This is a genomic window from Mucilaginibacter sp., from assembly GCF_028288225.1.
Lineage (GTDB): Bacteria > Bacteroidota > Bacteroidia > Sphingobacteriales > Sphingobacteriaceae > Mucilaginibacter.
Genome location: NZ_JAQBOC010000080.1, coordinates 177,262 through 194,285 on the forward strand (window position 1 = coordinate 177,262; position 17,024 = coordinate 194,285).

Annotated in this window: 14 protein-coding genes; 4 read left to right on the forward strand and 10 right to left on the reverse strand. The window is 42.7% G+C overall.

The features are described 5' to 3' along the window. Positions 1 to 89: 89 nt before the first annotated feature. The gene (locus JWQ54_RS24345; protein WP_299590278.1) at positions 90 to 1,355 is read left to right on the forward strand and encodes a glycoside hydrolase family 71/99-like protein; all 1,266 of its coding nucleotides are present in this window, start codon (positions 90 to 92) and stop codon (positions 1,353 to 1,355) included. Between the two features lie 27 nt (positions 1,356 to 1,382). Then, positions 1,383 to 3,755 carry a TIM-barrel domain-containing protein gene (locus JWQ54_RS24350; protein ID WP_299590279.1) on the forward strand — a complete coding sequence of 791 codons (2,373 nt, stop codon included), beginning with the start codon at positions 1,383 to 1,385 and terminating at the stop codon, positions 3,753 to 3,755. Positions 3,756 to 3,853: 98 nt separating this feature from the next. On the opposite strand, the gene JWQ54_RS24355 is transcribed toward JWQ54_RS24350, so the two are convergent. The 7 genes from JWQ54_RS24355 to JWQ54_RS24385 form a co-directional block, all read right to left on the reverse strand. Then, entirely contained in the window at positions 3,854 to 5,122 is a 1,269-nt protein-coding gene (locus JWQ54_RS24355) for a glycoside hydrolase family 71/99-like protein (protein WP_299590280.1), read from the reverse strand. 50 nt (positions 5,123 to 5,172) lie between these two features. Then, positions 5,173 to 6,177 carry a family 43 glycosylhydrolase gene (locus JWQ54_RS24360; protein ID WP_299590282.1) on the reverse strand — a complete coding sequence of 335 codons (1,005 nt, stop codon included), beginning with the start codon at positions 6,175 to 6,177 and terminating at the stop codon, positions 5,173 to 5,175. Between the two features lie 32 nt (positions 6,178 to 6,209). After that, the gene (locus JWQ54_RS24365) at positions 6,210 to 7,220 is read right to left on the reverse strand and encodes a family 43 glycosylhydrolase (RefSeq protein WP_299590284.1); all 1,011 of its coding nucleotides are present in this window, start codon (positions 7,218 to 7,220) and stop codon (positions 6,210 to 6,212) included. Positions 7,221 to 7,299: 79 nt separating this feature from the next. Then, entirely contained in the window at positions 7,300 to 8,445 is a 1,146-nt protein-coding gene (locus JWQ54_RS24370; RefSeq protein ID WP_299590286.1) for a hypothetical protein, read from the reverse strand. A 21-nt stretch (positions 8,446 to 8,466) separates the two neighbouring features. Next, positions 8,467 to 9,171 carry a DUF3823 domain-containing protein gene (locus tag JWQ54_RS24375; protein WP_299590287.1) on the reverse strand — a complete coding sequence of 235 codons (705 nt, stop codon included), beginning with the start codon at positions 9,169 to 9,171 and terminating at the stop codon, positions 8,467 to 8,469. Between the two features lie 18 nt (positions 9,172 to 9,189). Then, positions 9,190 to 11,007, reverse strand: a complete 1,818-nt coding sequence (locus JWQ54_RS24380; RefSeq protein WP_299590288.1) for a RagB/SusD family nutrient uptake outer membrane protein — start codon at positions 11,005 to 11,007, stop codon at positions 9,190 to 9,192. Between the two features lie 10 nt (positions 11,008 to 11,017). Next, positions 11,018 to 14,158, reverse strand: a complete 3,141-nt coding sequence (locus JWQ54_RS24385) for a SusC/RagA family TonB-linked outer membrane protein (RefSeq protein ID WP_299590289.1) — start codon at positions 14,156 to 14,158, stop codon at positions 11,018 to 11,020. Positions 14,159 to 14,737: 579 nt separating this feature from the next. On the opposite strand from JWQ54_RS24385, the gene JWQ54_RS24390 reads away from it, so the two are divergent. Then, positions 14,738 to 15,226: a DinB family protein gene (locus JWQ54_RS24390; RefSeq protein WP_299590291.1), complete on the forward strand. Its 489-nt coding sequence runs from the start codon at positions 14,738 to 14,740 to the stop codon at positions 15,224 to 15,226. Positions 15,227 to 15,284: 58 nt separating this feature from the next. On the opposite strand, the gene JWQ54_RS24395 is transcribed toward JWQ54_RS24390, so the two are convergent. From JWQ54_RS24395 to JWQ54_RS24405, 3 genes are all read right to left on the reverse strand, one after another. After that, positions 15,285 to 15,428 carry a hypothetical protein gene (locus JWQ54_RS24395; protein ID WP_299590292.1) on the reverse strand — a complete coding sequence of 48 codons (144 nt, stop codon included), beginning with the start codon at positions 15,426 to 15,428 and terminating at the stop codon, positions 15,285 to 15,287. Between the two features lie 73 nt (positions 15,429 to 15,501). Next, positions 15,502 to 15,678 (reverse strand): hypothetical protein, encoded by a 177-nt coding sequence (locus JWQ54_RS24400; RefSeq protein WP_299590294.1) that lies wholly within the window; start codon positions 15,676 to 15,678, stop codon positions 15,502 to 15,504. Between the two features lie 24 nt (positions 15,679 to 15,702). Beyond that, the gene (locus tag JWQ54_RS24405; RefSeq protein WP_299590296.1) at positions 15,703 to 16,095 is read right to left on the reverse strand and encodes a response regulator; all 393 of its coding nucleotides are present in this window, start codon (positions 16,093 to 16,095) and stop codon (positions 15,703 to 15,705) included. A gap of 324 nt (positions 16,096 to 16,419) precedes the next feature. Between JWQ54_RS24405 and JWQ54_RS24410 the strand changes: the two genes are divergently transcribed. Continuing rightward, positions 16,420 to 16,929: a DinB family protein gene (locus JWQ54_RS24410; RefSeq protein ID WP_299590298.1), complete on the forward strand. Its 510-nt coding sequence runs from the start codon at positions 16,420 to 16,422 to the stop codon at positions 16,927 to 16,929. Positions 16,930 to 17,024: the final 95 nt, after the last annotated feature.

Below are 17,024 nucleotides of genomic sequence, written 5' to 3' on the forward strand. Positions count from 1 at the left end.
AATACCCTATACAAACGGCTATTCCCCGGCTTTAAAAAAGGGCGAAAGGAATCCGAATTAATCTAAAAAAACATAAAAAAATTATCCTGATGAAGAAACAAGTTTTTAGCATCCTGCTGTTACTACTGTGCGCTGTCGGATACGGACAGCAAAAGCATAGCAAAACATCTGCATTTAAAAGTTATAAAGGCCTTGTAATGGCAGGCTACCAGGGTTGGTTCAATGCCCCCGAAGATGGCGCCGGCCGGGGTTGGAACCATTATCTGTCGCACGGTAAATTTGAGCCCGGCAGTACCAATATTGATATTTGGCCCGATGTAAGCGAGTATAAAAAAACATATAAATCCCCGTTTAAATTGGCTGATGGCAGTGATGCTTACCTGTATAGCCCGTATGACGAGTCATCGGTTGATACCCACTTTAAATGGATGCAGCAATATGGAATTGATGGGGTGTTTGTGCAGCGTTTTATTGCCGACGTACAACGTGGCCGCGGCCGTAATCACAACGATGTAGTATTAGGAAATGCTCTAAGAGCAGCACAAAAATATCACAGGGCAATTTCATTAATGTATGACCTTTCGGGCATGGGGGCCGGCGGTGATTCTTTGGTGATAAAAGACTGGAAGCATTTGATTGATAGTATGAAATTAACCAACCGCGGCAACAAACAAACCTGGCTGTACCACAACGGTAAACCACTTATTGCGGTATGGGGTATTGGCTTTAATGACCACCGCAAATACGGCCTGGCAGAAGCAGAAAGGGTCATCGATTTTTTAAAGAACGATCCCGTTTATGGCGGATGCGCTGTTTTGCTTGGCGTGCCAACCTACTGGCGTGATTTTGGGAACGATACGGAAAAAGACCCGCATCTGCATGATCTGTTAAAGAAAGCAGATATCATCCATCCCTGGTTTGTAGGACGATTTAATGAAGCCGCATATCCTGCATTTCAAAGCCGGATAGCCGATGATATAGCCTGGTGCAGGGCTAATAACCTCGACTATGTACCCGTAGTTTTTCCGGGATTTAGCTGGCACAATATGAACCCGCGAAGCCCGCAAAACCAAATTCCCCGTAACCGGGGAAATTTTTACTGGAAACAAGTTACCGGCGCCATAAAAAAAGGGGCAGATATGCTGTATGTAGCTATGTTTGATGAGGTTGATGAAGGTACAGCTATTCTTAAAGCGTCCAAAAATCCGCCGGTAGGTTTAAGCCATTTTGTTACTTATGAAGATGATATCCCTAATGATTACTATTTGTACTTAACCGGGTACGCAGGAAAAATGCTGCGGAAACAAGTGCCCTTTATAGAAACTGTACCTGCGCCCATTAATCACACCAAATAATGGAGCCTTTATTATATTAAAATCGCCATGAAAAGAAAGAATTTGCTTCTGATAGTTGGGTTTATCTGTTGTTATGTTACAGTAAGCGCCCAAAACTATGCAAAAACGGCGCTGGGTATTAAAACCCGGGTGAACAATATTGATATTGAAATCCAGTTTTTTACCCCAAAAATTGTAAGGATAATAAAATCACCGTCGGGAATAAATGATGACAAACATAGTTTATCCGTTATTCAACAAGCCCAAAAACAGCAATTAGATATTCATACCAATGAACCCTATATTACCATCAGCAGCAATGCTATCCAGGTAAAGCTTAGTAAGCTAAACGGACAGCTTACTTTTAACGATATTAAGGGTTCTACGCTTTTAAATGAGAAACGGGATGGAATCAGGTTTACCCCCTTTAAAGATTCTACAGAAAATACATTTACAGTTAGCCAGGTTTTTCAATTACAACAGGCGGAAGCAGTGTATGGCTTAGGGCAACACCAGGCGGGTAAAATGAACCAGCGTAACCAAAAAGTCACATTAAAGCAGGAAAATATGGAGATTGGGATCCCTTTTATGCATTCGTCAAAAGGATATGGTGTGTTTTGGGATAATTATTCAACCACCGTTTTTGATGACAATGCAGCCGGAACTTCGTTTTCATCACAAGTGGGTAACTGCGCCGATTATTATTTTATATATGGTGGCAATGCCGACGGGGTAGTTGCCGGCTATCGCTATTTAACCGGGCAGGCCCCTATGTTTCCGCGCTGGGTATTTGGTTACTGGCAAAGCCGTGAGCGTTACAAAAGTCAGCAGGAAGTGGTAGGCGTAATTAAAAAATACCGTGAGCTTAAAGTGCCCATTGATGGCATAGTGCAGGATTGGCAATATTGGGGTGTTGAGGAATCAAAGTGGAACTCTACCGAGTTTGGCAATCCTAACTATCCAGATCCTAAAGCCATGATAGATAGCGTACATCAGCTGAACGCACATATTATTATATCGGTATGGCCTGACTTCGGTAATCAAACCAAAATATGGGCTGACATGAAAAATAACGGGTTTTTATATACGGATTTTCTAAGCTATCCTACTACGCCCACAGTGCAGGTTTACGATCCTTTTAACCCAAAGGCCCGCGACCTGTACTGGAGCTATATGAATAAAAATATTTTCTCAATAGGAATGGACGGCTGGTGGCTTGATTCTACAGAACCTGATCATTCACAAGCTAAGGGGCACGATGATGATAATACACCCACCTGGTTGGGAACCTTCAGAAAGGTGCGTAACGCTTTCCCTTTGGCAACAACCGGGGGAGTATATCAGCACCAGCGCGAAACAAGCGCGGATAAACGCGTATTTATACTGACACGCTCTGCCTTTGCCGGGCAACAGCGGAACGCGACGACTGTTTGGTCGGGCGATATTGTTTCCGACTGGAGTGTTTTGCGCAAACAAATATCAGGCGGCCTTAACCTTTCATTATCCGGGATCCCTTACTGGAACACTGATATAGGAGGCTTTTGGGGTGGCCGGCTTTACCATAAAGGGATTGACGCTCCCTTCCAGGAACTGTATGTGCGCTGGTTGCAATTTGGCACCTTTTGCCCTATAATGCGCTCGCACGGAACAGATCTACCGAGAGAGATCTATCAATTTGGTAGAAAGGGATCCTGGGCTTATGATGCTATAGAAAAGTATATCAACCTGCGGTATCGCTTATTACCTTATAATTATTCAAACGCATGGGACATTACAGCAAATGGCTCCACCATGATGCGCGCGTTAGTAATGGATTTCGGGGAAGATCAAAAAGTGTTGGACATCAATAACGAATACATGTTTGGCAAAGCCTTTTTGGTTTGCCCTGTAACCGATTCTATGTACACAAATAAGGTTAATAGTCAGGCCAATTTCAATAACATTAAATCACAAAAAGTATACCTTCCTGCGGGGCATACCTGGTTCGACTTTTGGACAGGTAATAAAATAAAAGGCGGACAGTTTATTAAAAAGGAAAGCCCTGTTGATATTATGCCATTGTATGTAAAGGCAGGCTCTATTATCCCGATGGGGCCTTTCCAGCAATACACCAGCGAAAAGGATCTGAAAAATATTGAATTGAGAATATATCCGGGCGCTAATGGAACATTTACGCTGTATGAGGACGAAAACGATAATTATCACTACGAAAAAGGTATTTATTCGACCATCAAATTTATATGGAACGATAAAGCGAAAACACTCACCATTGATTCCCGCAAGGGAAACTATCCTGGCATGTTAAACAACAGAACGTTTAACCTGATTCTGGTTAATTTAAATCATGGTGTTGGCGCTGGAATAGCAAAAACTGACAAGATAATCATGTATAGTGGATTGAAAAGGGCGGTTCGGTTTTAATGAATTAATGCAGTTAGAAATGTAACATAAAAAGCGGGCTGATCTTTTGATCAGCCCGCTTTTATAATAATGCATAATAGTTTGTTTTAAAACTCTCTTTATGGCATTGGCTTGGTTGGCCTTGTTGCAGTAAGCGGAATCACTCCCTTGAACATTTTAGCACCATCCCCGGTTAATCTTAAATAATAATCTGCGGAGCAGGCTGTACCATCATCATCAAGCGACCTGAAACCTGAGCCAGCAGGTACAAATGCCTGGGTTTCCGCGGTTTTGGCTATCTGATTGCCTTCGTTATACTCATCAAACATAGAGATATAAAGACCCTGAGCTCCTGCTCTTGTCATATTATAAAATTGCCTCCACATAAAGTCGCCATGCGCACGCTGGCGCCCCTGTAAATCGCCGGGCAAAACGCAGGGCTGGTAATCGATACCATTACCGATGCAATATGCCTCATCTGCTTTATTTACGTTTGCAAAAAAGCCATCAGACTCATTTGCATTACCAATTCTGCCAACCATCCACGGTGAGATCATATCCAGGGCTTTATAAGCGTTTTTAAAATCGGGACGGGAATCACTGTTCTGATCGCGCCAGTGTGTGGGCACGCCGCCAATTACATAACAGCCTTTGCTTTGAAACCATTTGATCACATCAATGCAGGCTGCTACGGTAAAATTGTGGTTGTCGTCACTAAATCCAAAGCCCCAGATACATACCACAGGCTTTCCATTTTGTTTAGCATAGGCAGCTGAAGAAGTATATTGTGACATTTTACTGGTCCAGTCGGTTTTAAGCTCCGTTTGCATATTTGTCCAGCCGCTTACATCATACATAATATAAAACTTCACGCCGTTTGCCTCTGCAGCAGTTTTTACTTTGGCTGCCATGGCATCGCGCACAGGGCCTTCAATGCCGCTTGGGTTAAACCGCTGTAAGGCAGCGCCGTCAATGCCATATTGTTTCATCCATTTAAATTGTATATCAACAGTTTGATCGGTAAAGGAAGAAAATACATTAGCAGGCTGGCCATTATTTAAATTGGCATATTTTGTTGGGAAGGTGCTGGTATAATCGCGCACATCCGGCCATGATTGAATAGCTGTATTGGTTGGAGAAGGTTGCTGCTCCCACGTTTGGGTCCAATGCCAATACCTGTCAATCGGCGAACCATCGCCAATTGCTGCAAACCATCCCTGATAGCCAACTACCACCTTACCCACCACATCGCCCACAGGCGAGGGGGTATGGTCAATTACGGTATCCTTTGGGGGAGGTGGCACCGGGTTATTGGTCTTCTTTGAACAACCAATTATCACGGGTAACAGCGCTATAAGTAACAACGCATTCATCTTTCTTATTCTCATGTTGTTTAGTGTTGGAGTGCTTTGGTTAATATGTATTTATATAGATGCCTTTACTTTTTTTCTCCGCTTAGATCTGTCTGGATAATTTTCCTGATAGCGCCATCGGCATTGTAGTAAAGTTTATTTGCGCAGATTGATCTGAGCCAATCGTTATGAGAAAGCGAGCTGTTATGGTAAAATGCATACCATTGCCCCTTAAATTCAACAATTGAACCGTGGTTGGTAAAGCTGTCTGTTGGATCAATGTACACGCCCCGGTATGTCCAGGGGCCAAGTGGGTTTTTGCTTGTAGCATATTTCATACGGTTATGCTTACCTGCTTCATTAAAATTATCTGCATATGAAAGGTAATAAACCCCATCTTTTTTATGTACCCAGGTTGCCTCGTGAAAATCATTAAGCCCCTGCATGGTTTGCATTTGGCCGTCAATTTCCATCATATTATCCTTAAGCTTGCCACCTTTGCAAATATTGCCCCCGCCATAATAAAAGTACGCCTGCCCGTCATCGTCAACAAACACACACGGATCTATTAATGATTCAAGCCCTTTGATATATCCCTGAGATTTAAAGCCACTTGCCGGACTCTTGCTGGTTGCCACACCTATTTTCCAGGTATTGCCCCAGTCTGTTCCGCTTGGGTGCGGGAAGTAGAAATAATAGGTGCCGTTTTTATAGGCACAATCCGGCGCCCACATAAAGCCACCTTCCGGCCTTCCCCATGAAACATCGCTGGCACGCAGTATTTCACCCTCATCTTTCCAGGTCACCATATCACCGGTTGAATAAACATGATATTGGTCCATAAGGTCGCAGCCGCGGGGCGGGTCAATGTCATGGGATGGATACACATACAAACGCCCATCGGCCCATACATGCGCCGATGGATCTGCTGTATAGATCTGCGTAACAAAGGGATTTTTAAGCCCATCGCCCTTAGCATCCTCAATAACCGGCGCAGGGGCATTATTGCCGGCATTGCCTTTTTTTGAGCAACCGGCTATTGTTATAATCAATGCGGTTAAAAGGGTGATATAAACTATTGGCTTGTTCATAAGCAGGTATTTGTAATTAGTTTGCCGCCGGTTTAATTGCTTTTTATAAAACCGGTTGGTACAACCTTTTTAATGGTGCCATCGGCATTATAGTAAAGTTTATCAACACAGATAGACCTTAGCCAATCCTGGTTAGACAGCGCGCTGTTATGATAAAATGCATACCATTGTCCTTTGAACTGTACTATTGAACCATGGTTGGTATAACTGTCGGTAGGGTCCATGTAGATACCTTTTGAAGTCCACGGGCCTAAAGGGTTGGTACTGGTGGCATAACGCATTTGATTGTGCTCGCCGTTAACATCGTGGTTGTCTGAATACGACAGGTAATAAATGCCGTTTCTTTTATGCACCCAGCTTGCTTCGTGAAAATCCTCCAGGCCCTCCATCTTCTGCATTTCACCATCAATCGCCACCATATTATCTTTTAGCTTGCCGCCTTTGCAGGTACCGCCGCCGCCATAATAAAAGTATGCCTGCCCGTCATCGTCAACAAATACACACGGATCTATCATTGATTCCAACCCTTTGATATATCCTTGTGATTTAAAGTCGCTTGCAGGGTTTTTGCTGGTAGCAACGCCTATCTTCCAGGTGCTGTTCCATTCGGTTCCGCTTGGGTGCGGGAAGTAGAAATAATAGGTGCCATTTTTATAGGCACAATCTGGCGCCCACATAAAGCCACCTTCAGGGCGCCCCCATTCAAGCTGACTGGCACGTAATATTTCGCCATGATCTTTCCAGTGAACCATGTCATCAGTGGAGTAAACGTGGTATTGGTCCATCAGATCACAGCCGCGTGGCGGAGAAACATCATGTGATGGATATACATACAGACGGCCATCTTTCCAAACATGCGCAGATGGATCAGCTGTATAAATATCTCTTACAAAGGGATTTCCAACCGGGTTATTGGCTGCCGGTTTGTCCTGGGCAAAACACGAAACTGCAGATAAAATACCTAAACTTATAACTAATGTCGCCGGCAGGGATGTCAGCTTACTTTTACTAGCCGGTATTTTTAACAAATTATGTATGTTCATTATCATGTTATTCTTTAAAAGCAACGGAGAGAAATTTCTCTCCGTTGCTTTAGTTTAAATTGATAGGATTAAGGAATTATTATTTTGATATGAACTGCAGGTTATCTATACCCGTAACCAGATCAGCATGATCCTTTCCTGTAGTGAAAAAGAAGATGCGGAAGTGGTTAATTGCCGTATAATCAGCACCGCCATCACCTGTTTTGATGGATTTATCAAAATCGAGCGTTATCAGATTCCATCCGTTTTTCAGGGAGGGTATAAGTGGGGCTACATCCCAGGCAGATTCGTATGCATCTGATTTTCCGGAGCTGGTGATTTCAATAGACCCGTCATTTTTAAGAAGTGAAACATCCGAAACATACCACCAGAATTGGAACCTGCCGGTAGTTTCAGTAAAGGATGTATTAACCGGGGTAGCCACATCTTTTATATACTGCATAAAATCGCCGCCATTTGCAATGGTATTTTTGATATAACCTGTGCCTTCTTTTTGGCCAGTTGTTGTAATATTTACATCGCCTACAGTTTGCCAGCCGTCTTTTGAGTCGCAAGCGTCAAACACAACCGCTGGTGGCGCCGGCGCAGCCCTGAATACAAAGTTGTCCACTCCGGTTACCAAATCGGCATGATCTTTTGTTTTTGTAAAGAAAAATATACGAAAGTGATTTATTGCTGAATAATCAGCTCCTCCATCTCCTGTTTTTATGGCCTTACTAAAATTAAGCGAGATCTCGTTCCAGCCGTTTTTTAAGGTTGGTATTAACGGCGCTACATCCCAGGCCGATTCATAGGCATCTGATTTTCCTGAACTTGTGATCTCAATCGAGCCATCAGCTTTTAGGAGGGATACATCCGATACATACCACCAGAATTTAAACTGTCCATTAGTTTCATTAAGTTTGGTATCAAGCGGTGTTGGTAAATCCTTAATGAACTGCATGAAATCGCCGCCGCCTGGAATGGTGTTTTTAATGTATCCGGCGCCCTCTTTTTGCCCCGTTGTAGTAATATTCACATCACCAACAGTTTGCCAGCCGTCTTTGACATCGGCGTTGTCAAATACCACAAGGGTAGGGTCAACGGGCGGGGTCGTTGTCGTATCAATTGGTGGCGGTTTCAGGCTTGAGGTGTCTCTCGACTTATATTGTACCTTTTTACAGCCAATGACTGTAAATGCTATTATGAAGATGGAACATACCATCGCTGTTTTAATGAATTTCATTTCCTTTTGTTTTAGGTTAAATTATTTAGGAACATCTACCTGTACTATTTCCGAAAAATTGGAACTATTGAAGCTATCGCTTAAACGTACCCCAACACGTACAAAAAATGTACGGCCCGGGATAAGATTAGGAACCGTCAGGGTCATGGATTTATCAGCAGCACTCAGATCAATAAAGTCTTTATTGATAGTTACAGCATTTACATCCGAGAAGTCTCTTATAGATGCTCCTGTACCTACAAGCCTGGTTGTGTTAACATAAGGTTGTGCGTCCTTAATAGTTGGCAAACCCGCGGCAATAGGCGCATCAATGTCAAACTTCAGGGTTAGCGTTGTACCGGTTAAGGTCGAGGTGAAGTTTTTGATCACGATATAAGGCGTAACGGTAAAGTCATGTTTACTGCCGTTATCAATTTTCACGGTTAACGTATCATAAACCGGCCAAAAAGCACCTCCGGTAGGTATCACCTTATAATTTCCTTTAAACAGCTTGGTATCCTCAAATGTACCATCAAATTTACTTGGGATGGTTTGTGGAGTGGTCCAGCCAATTTGCTGAAGCTTGATCTGGGTACTACCTGATGATGTAAGTAAATTACCGCCTGCAGAGGAAATTATATTTCCCTGGAATGAGGCGTTTGGGCCACCGTAATTATCTGTTTTTGTACACGCAGAACTTGCCAGTATAGCTATGCCCACAAAAATTCTGCTAATTAGTTTTTTCATATCTTAAATTTTAAATTCTTAATAATTAGGATTATTAGGGAGTAAGTTAGGGTTCTTTCCAATTTCGCCGCCTGGAATCCCTTCATAATAAAATTGTTTCTGGAAAGTATATTCCCTGTTAAATAGTTCGGGTTCGGCAAGGAAAATGTATTTATTTTCATTAAGTATATAATACGGCATAAGGCCTTTAAAATGCGCGCGGTCAAGCACCACATCAGAAGTGCGCCATCTTTTCAGATCCCAGTAGTATTGGTTTTCAAACGCAAGCTCCATGCGTCTTTCATTGCGAACTTTATCCCGATCAATAGAAGCGTAAGGTGTTGCACCTGCCCTGTTCCTTATCTGGTTGATATCGCTTAGCGCGTCACCGGTATTGCCTAATTCAATAGCAGCTTCTGCCCGGTTCAGCAATATTTCACCATACCGCAGGTCTATCCATGGCTGCTCGCTTCTGTTCAAATCAACGGCGGCCTGGGGTTTATTGTAATCAACATATTTACGCACATAAAAGCCTGTTCGCGTTAATTCATCACCACCTGTCCAGGGTCCTGTAAAACCAATAACCTGTTTGCCCTGGTACAATGTTTTTGTATCACCTGCAAGTATGTATGAGCGTGAGTTAGCTTGTTTTGCAACCTCTGCAGCTGCGGTCCCGCTAAAAGAAGGGTAAAGGCCTCTTTGCATATCAAATGTAAGCCCTCGTAAAGTAGCCCCGGGGAAATACACAGTAGCTAACAATCTTGGCTCAAGCCCCTGCATTATTCCTGTACGGTCATCAAAACGTTTAGGCGTGCCATCGACGTTAGTTACCGCCAGGTCTCCCCAAAGCCGTACAAAATCCAGCGTAGGGTAGGAGCGCGAAAGTGCATTAGCGGTCATATAACGCGGAGACATGGTGTCATCCCAGCTATGGGCGGTATGATTAGCTATCGAATACTGTTTTATGAAAATATTTTCCGGGCTTCCGCTTTTTAAGAACAGATCAACATAGTTCTGTACCTTGTCGGAATTCGCGTTATAAAGTGAGTAGTGACCTTCAAGCAGTTTAGCAGCATCGTATGCTGCCTGGAAATATGCATTTGCCTTATCAGCAGGGATCCCTACTAAACCTAATGAACGTGCCTGCCCGTCAACAAAGTTTACTGAGCCATATTTGGCAATACATCCTGCATATAGCATCACTCTTGATTTTAAAGCGGCTGCAACATATTTGTTTGCCCTGCCCGCATCGCTGCTTTCAGGCATCATCTGATAACCCAAATCAAGCTCCGCTCCAATAAAATCCCATGTAGCCTGTTCTTTATCACGATGTACCTGGAGTTCTGACAGGGGAGCAGCCGGATCTTGCGGAACTTTTATGATCGGCACACCACCATAACGCTTGGCCAGGCCAAAATAATAGTATGCCCTTAAAAAGTGAGCCTCGCCCAATAGCGCATTTACTGTCGACTGGCTTAGCGTAGCCGCGTGTTTAGGCAATTCAGCTATCAGTGTATTAACATTCCTGATATCACCGTATGGCCAGTAGCCAAAACCACCTCCAATATCCATGCCGCCAAAAGGCCCTACTTCTTCGCCTGTAACCGAGGCTGAATTATAAAAGTTCTCCCAATCATTACCCCCGGTCTTAAAGCCCTGATCAGGCCTGTATTTAAAGTCCTCAATAGGTAAATTCTGGTATATGGTTGCTAAAAACGATTTAACACCTGCTTCACTATTATATATAATGTCAGGAGTGAATATATTGGTTGGCGGTATATCTAACTTTTGGCAGGAAGTAACCAAAGTTCCTGCGCCGACAGATATTGCTATAATTAATTTATGTATACTTTTCATATGTCAATATTTAAAAGGAAACGTTAGCTCCCAGATTAAAAGTCCTGTTCATTGGGTATGTGTATCCTCCCAGGGCTATGCCGAAATTGTTATTATCTCTTGGATTAGGCCCCTGGTGCTCCGGGTCATAGTTCTTCAATCCGGTGAATGTTAACAGGTTGTAGCTGTTTACATATACCCTGAACTTTTTAATGCCTATATTTTTCAAAACGGCCGGAGATAAGGAATAACCAAATTCAAGCGTTTTTACACGCAGGTAACTGGCATTCTGGATAGCCTTTGTGCCTTGTGCTGCCGGTGAGCCCATTGCAGGGTAATATCCAGGTACCCATTGTGTGTTGGGGTCAAAAACATTTGCATTAGGGTCAGCGGTATGCCAGCTGTCGAGGAAACGGGTCAACGCACTTCTGCCATACATCAGTGGCTCTGCAAACTGTTCGCCGTATTGTACGTAAACACCAGCGGCGCCTTGTAAAAGCATGTTCATGTCAAACCCTTTATAACTTAAGCCTATGTTAAGGCCATAGTTATATAATGGAATATCAGTAGTTGCAATAGGGTGGTTATCCTTATCATCTATTACCCCATCATTGTTCCAGTCCTTATAGTAATAATCACCAGGGATCACGTTGTTATTACCCCCGCCCGTGTTTACACCATAATTGTAGATCTGTTTATAATTGGTAAACTGCCCGGCGTATTCAGGGCCCCACCAAACGTTCTGATACCTGTTTGTTTGGTTTTCTTTCCAGTTTAAATACTCATTGCCTGACCCGCCACGAAGAACTTTCAATGCCTTTAAGCGCGTTGTACCTACGTTGCCGGCAATATTTACGCCCAGCTGGCCGAATGTGTTCCTGTATGATAAGTTAAAGTCCAGGCCTTGTACCCTGTCACTGTTATAATTGATCTGCGGCACAGCTGCACCCACTGTTCCGGGTAAAGCTACAGAAGGTGTGGCCGGCAATCCCGTTCTGTCGTTTCTGAAAACTTCAATGGTTCCATCAATTTTTCCATTAAATAAGCCGAAATCGAGTGCTATATTCTTCATGGTATTTACAGACCACGTTAAGCCTGCGTTGCCAAGTTTTGGCGCCGATCCGTTTACTGCACTTGAGCCAAAAATGTAGCTGTTTACAGGGTAGGTATAGCCGTTAACATAATTAAATGCAGCCGCATTATTCTCATCGCCTGTTTGACCGTAGGAAGCCCTGATCTTTAAGTTTGAAAGGGTGTTTTCAGAGATCAGGCTGCGGAAAAACTTTTCTTTAGTTACAACCCAGCCTATTGATCCGCCGGGGAAGAAGCCCCATTGATCGGGTCCTGGTTTATATAAATTATTACCATCCCGGCGAAAGCTGAATTCTGCAAGATACTTTCCTTTAAAATCATAATTGAACCTTCCTATAATGCTCCTGTGCGCACGATCCTGTAAAGCACCGGCATCCATCCCGCCAGACATATTAGAGTTTTGCAAACCTCCGAATAAATAGTCTACAGGAATTTCAGTATCCCGGTAAGCATTAAAATTATCAGCAGTTTCATGGCTTTGCTCATAGGTAACCATAGCCGTTATATTATGATTCTGGAAAAAAGTATGGGCATAATTTAATGTTACCTGGCTTAATGTATTTAAATGGGTGTAATAAGCACGGGTTATACCTGAAGGTGAATTTACTACACTTGGTATATAAGTGTCATTATCTGCTTTGTAGGTATATAAAGAAAATGTTTTTTTGATTTGATTAAAGTCATTAACACCGTAATCAATGTTAAACAAAGCCTTGGCGCTCAGCCCGGTTATGCCGGGTATGTCATACTGTAAGTTTAACTGACTTGTAATACTTTTATTCCTGCTCCTCTTTGAGCCCACCTTATCAGCATCAGTTATGATGGAAGGGTTCATGTTATCATCCATTACAGCAGGATATAAAGGATTGTTATTGGCATAGATCTGATGTGTCGGGATCTGGTTCCAGGTGTACTTATAAACAGTCCACTCATCGGTATAAGGCTGGTTTTTTTCATCCATCCAGGCTGATGTTAATACCTGCGCCTTTAATCCTTTGGTTATGTTTGCAGTTACGTTTGAGCGGAAATTATACTTGTTGTAGTTTAAGTCCCCGGTTTTAAAAACGCCGTCCTGCTTCAGGTACCCAAAGTTGAAGAAATAGGTTATCTTATCATTTCCGCCATCAATATTTAAATTGTGGCTCATTTGGTTGGCTGTTTTCTTGAAAACCATACCTGCCCAGTCGGCTGACTTGTTAGTGCCATCGAGCCACGGTTTCATATCGGCATATGAAAATTGCGGAGTTACGTTGTTAACAAAATTATTAGCGAAATCGCGTTTAACTTTTTCATTTGTTAGCATCATGTAATCTACTGCGCCTACACCCTGGGGCATCCCTAAAAATGTTTGGATTGCATCGTTAAATGAATAATTGACATTGATCTTTCCGTTCTTCGCACCTTTTTTGGTAGTGATCAAAATGGCGCCGCCGGCAGCCCTCATGCCGTATATGGATGCAGCCGCATCTTTCAGCACAGAAATATTTTCAATTTCATTTGGATCCATCCTGCCTATAGTTGACTGGTCTCCGCCAATTACACCATCAATTACAATTAATGGAGCGCTTTGATAACCCCTGATATTTAGATTATTAGCATAAGATCCCGGTTCGGCGGTTCTTTGAACAATACGTACACCTGGTATTTTACCGGTCAGCATGTTTATAACACTTTCGTTTTTTGTTGTGGTGATCTCTTTATTTTGAAGTGTTGATACAGAGCCGGTTATTGTTGCCCTTTTTTGTACGCCATAGCCCACAACTACTACCTCTTCAAGGCTTTTATTTGTGGCTTTTAAGGCGATTGTAGCACCCTTTATATCTTTAACGGCAATTTCCCGGGTTTCATAACCTATGTATGATACCTGAAAAATGGCATTGGGGCCGGGTACTGTAAGCCGGAACTTTCCGGCTGCATCAGTGATAGCACCAGTGGTTGTGCCTTTAATTTGTACACTTACCCCCGGAAGTGTTGACCCATCGGTTAAGTCTATCACTTTTCCGTTGATCGCAGTTTGCTGGGCTAACAAACTAAGCGGGAAAAGAAATAAAAGCACAAGTAAGTATTTTATTTTTTTCATATTGTCTTTCTGTTAATTTTTAAGTTTAATTGGTTGGTTTACCATGGTAGGATATAAATAGCGCATTGCGGCAGCATACTTACGGCGGGTTAGGTTCGTAATTGTACATGATCTTGTTTGGGTTGATTAATAAATCGCCTGGTGCTTTGTGAAGGTCAACAGGCGTTATAATTGGTTTATAATAGTGACACAAAAGAATAGGCAATAATTAATAAAAAATAAATAATAGATTAATTTTAGCTGTAAAAACACCAAAAAGACATGGTTTTGAAAGATTTCTGCAATCGATTGCATTTTTTTTCAAATACTGACAAAGTTGACCGCCTTTAACAACAAATGAAACCCGGGAAGAAGGATTTGGAACCAGAGCTAAGTCTATGCCTGAAAGAAGGCTTTAATAAGGCTTGGCTTAATATACTAAATCAGGGCAGCGAAGGAAAATTGACTTTACGATTTGAGTATAATTTGCAAAGTTTGTTCAGCCTGCAATACTATTGAGATCAGGTGGCGCATAGTCAAAAGCAAGTCAATTTAAACTATATTTTAAAAAGTTCCTGTTTCAAAGCCCATCTTTACGCTATGGATCAGCAACAAATCTTCGTACAAATGGCCCTGAACAGCTGGAACACCCAGTTAGCAAGGGCTGAAAAAGTATTCAGCAGCTACACCGAAGCAGAGTTTTATTTACCTGTAGCGCCCGGCAAGAATCGCATCCTCTATTTATATGGTCACCTTGCGACCGTTCACGATGCCCTAAAAGAAACGCTGGGATTAGCCAAACGCACCCGGCCTGAACTGGCGGTTCTTTTTCTACAGAATGCGGACAACCCGGCAGCAGAATTTCCCGCCTATGCGGACCTAAAAGAATATTGGAACAATGTTCATGACGAGCTCAAAGTATTATTTACCAATTTGCCGGCGGAAGAATGGTTTAAACGCCACAACGCCATGACCGATGAGGATTTTGAGAAAGACCCCTCACGCAACCGCTTAAGCGTGTTACTGAACCGGGCTAACCATGTCGCTTATCATCTCGGACAGGTGATTTTGTTAAAGCCGGGAGAATGACTAAAATTGACTCCGTAGGATTTAAGTATAAGGCTAATTTTAGGATACAACAATGGTGTCAGCTTTCATCTGACACCATGTTCTGTTCCCTGGTTCTTTTTAAGCGCTCCCATTTTTCCAGAGCTTCCTTTTGAAGCAATTTGGTACGCTCTATTGATTCACCCTGCTCATCCTTCTCACAAAGGGGGCCTTCGGTCTTCAATACTTGTGCTCTTTGTTGATTGAGAGCGGAAACTTGTTTTTTTTGTAGTAGCATAGCGGTTTGTGTTTTTGCGTTAAATACGATCCTGTGACAGTTCATCATGATCCTTGTTGCCCTCCGGCTTGAGCTCTGACTGGATTAGTTCTTTTTCAAAGGTTTTCTCATCCTTAATGTTCCTTCCGATCAGCCAGATCACCAGTATAACCATCAGGACGATAAACAGGCCGGCCCACCAATAATTGATATCCATCACCTTAAAAATTAAATGCGTGTTTTATAGTGTTAGTTCTGTGTATTTCTTTTTTCGTTTATCCCCGGTCAACTGTTTCCTGACCACCTGGTAAAGTTGATCCAGGTCGAAAGGCTTTTTAAGATAGTCATTAAATCCAAGTTCCCGGTAATGGGCGTCAATATGATTATCGCAGCTTAAAGCGATTACCGGCAGGCCGGGGAAATGCGACTTGATCCACTGGCAAATTTGCTTGCCCGACTGATTGTTGAACGGGCAGTCAAGCAATATGAGCTCTGGGCGGTGCCGCCTGATCATTACCAGGGCATTTTCGCTATAATCGGTCAAACTGCAAACCCGGAATCCCTCCATTTGCAGAGCAGCGGTGAGTACCTCTAAAGTAGCGGCATCTCTTTCTTGTACCATGATCGTTTCCATAAGCTTTATTTTTATAAATAAATAACAGAAACACCGGTAGAAATAGCCTGGTGTTAGACTAGCATATATATAGGGGGGATATATGTAATTTAAACGCTGCGTTCATCTTGTTAGTATAATTAAAAGTAAAAGGCAGCCGAATAACGCAGGTTAAATTTGATATGAGGCAGGTACAGGAAAGTGCCTTCTTACAAGGCTTCAAACTGGTCGGCTTTACCAGTGCATTAAATTAATTGAGCGTCAGCATAAAACAAAGGTATCAGGCCAAACTATTTTGATCAATGGCTGTTATTTACTTTTTACTCACCCATAAAACCCAGACCAATGAACGATCTTTTATTTGCCCGGGAGTTTGCAAAAGAACTGGAGGCCGAATCATCCGCTACCATCAAATGCCTGGAACGCATCCCGCCCGAACTGTTTGCCTGGAAACCGCATGAAAAATCTATGGAACTGGGTTACCTGGCATTACTCGTAGCCGAAATTCCATTGTGGATTACGCATATTATCCGGCACTCGGAAATCGACTTTGCTACTTTCGAGCATTTTAAGCCGCAAACTACGCAGGAACTGGTAGATCATTTAAAAAAGAACATAACGGAAGCTAAAGAAACGCTGTTAAATATCAGTGATGGGGAATTAGCAGAAACGTTTTATCTCAAAGCAAATGGGCAGGTACTGTTCAGTTCCTCTAAAAAGGAGAATGTAGAGTCGACCATTAATCACCTGGTGCATCATCGCGGGCAGCTAACCGTATATATGCGGCTGAATGATATCGCGGTGCCATCAATTTATGGGCCTTCGGCTGATGATAAAAGTTTTACGACTGGATAGTCGGGTATAACTAATGAACTTATTCATATCATCTGAAATGAATCTTAAAGTCAAGGCGTTTATTTTTGGCGATACTTTACTATTTTGATTGGCAG

Excerpts from the sequence above, each read along its gene's own strand:
- JWQ54_RS24380 (WP_299590288.1), bottom strand. The coding sequence starts at position 11,007 with ATGAAAAGTATACATAAATTAATTATAGCAATATCTGTCGGCGCAGGA.
- JWQ54_RS24410 (WP_299590298.1), top strand. The coding sequence starts at position 16,420 with ATGAACGATCTTTTATTTGCCCGGGAGTTTGCAAAAGAACTGGAGGCC.
- JWQ54_RS24385 (WP_299590289.1), bottom strand. The coding sequence starts at position 14,158 with ATGAAAAAAATAAAATACTTACTTGTGCTTTTATTTCTTTTCCCGCTT.
- JWQ54_RS24390 (WP_299590291.1), top strand. The coding sequence starts at position 14,738 with ATGGATCAGCAACAAATCTTCGTACAAATGGCCCTGAACAGCTGGAAC.
- JWQ54_RS24365 (WP_299590284.1), bottom strand. The coding sequence starts at position 7,220 with ATGAACATACATAATTTGTTAAAAATACCGGCTAGTAAAAGTAAGCTG.
- JWQ54_RS24375 (WP_299590287.1), bottom strand. The coding sequence starts at position 9,171 with ATGAAAAAACTAATTAGCAGAATTTTTGTGGGCATAGCTATACTGGCA.
- JWQ54_RS24405 (WP_299590296.1), bottom strand. The coding sequence starts at position 16,095 with ATGGAAACGATCATGGTACAAGAAAGAGATGCCGCTACTTTAGAGGTA.
- JWQ54_RS24360 (WP_299590282.1), bottom strand. The coding sequence starts at position 6,177 with ATGAACAAGCCAATAGTTTATATCACCCTTTTAACCGCATTGATTATA.
- JWQ54_RS24370 (WP_299590286.1), bottom strand. The coding sequence starts at position 8,445 with ATGAAATTCATTAAAACAGCGATGGTATGTTCCATCTTCATAATAGCA.
- JWQ54_RS24345 (WP_299590278.1), top strand. The coding sequence starts at position 90 with ATGAAGAAACAAGTTTTTAGCATCCTGCTGTTACTACTGTGCGCTGTC.
- JWQ54_RS24355 (WP_299590280.1), bottom strand. The coding sequence starts at position 5,122 with ATGAGAATAAGAAAGATGAATGCGTTGTTACTTATAGCGCTGTTACCC.
- JWQ54_RS24350 (WP_299590279.1), top strand. The coding sequence starts at position 1,383 with ATGAAAAGAAAGAATTTGCTTCTGATAGTTGGGTTTATCTGTTGTTAT.
- JWQ54_RS24400 (WP_299590294.1), bottom strand. The coding sequence starts at position 15,678 with ATGGATATCAATTATTGGTGGGCCGGCCTGTTTATCGTCCTGATGGTT.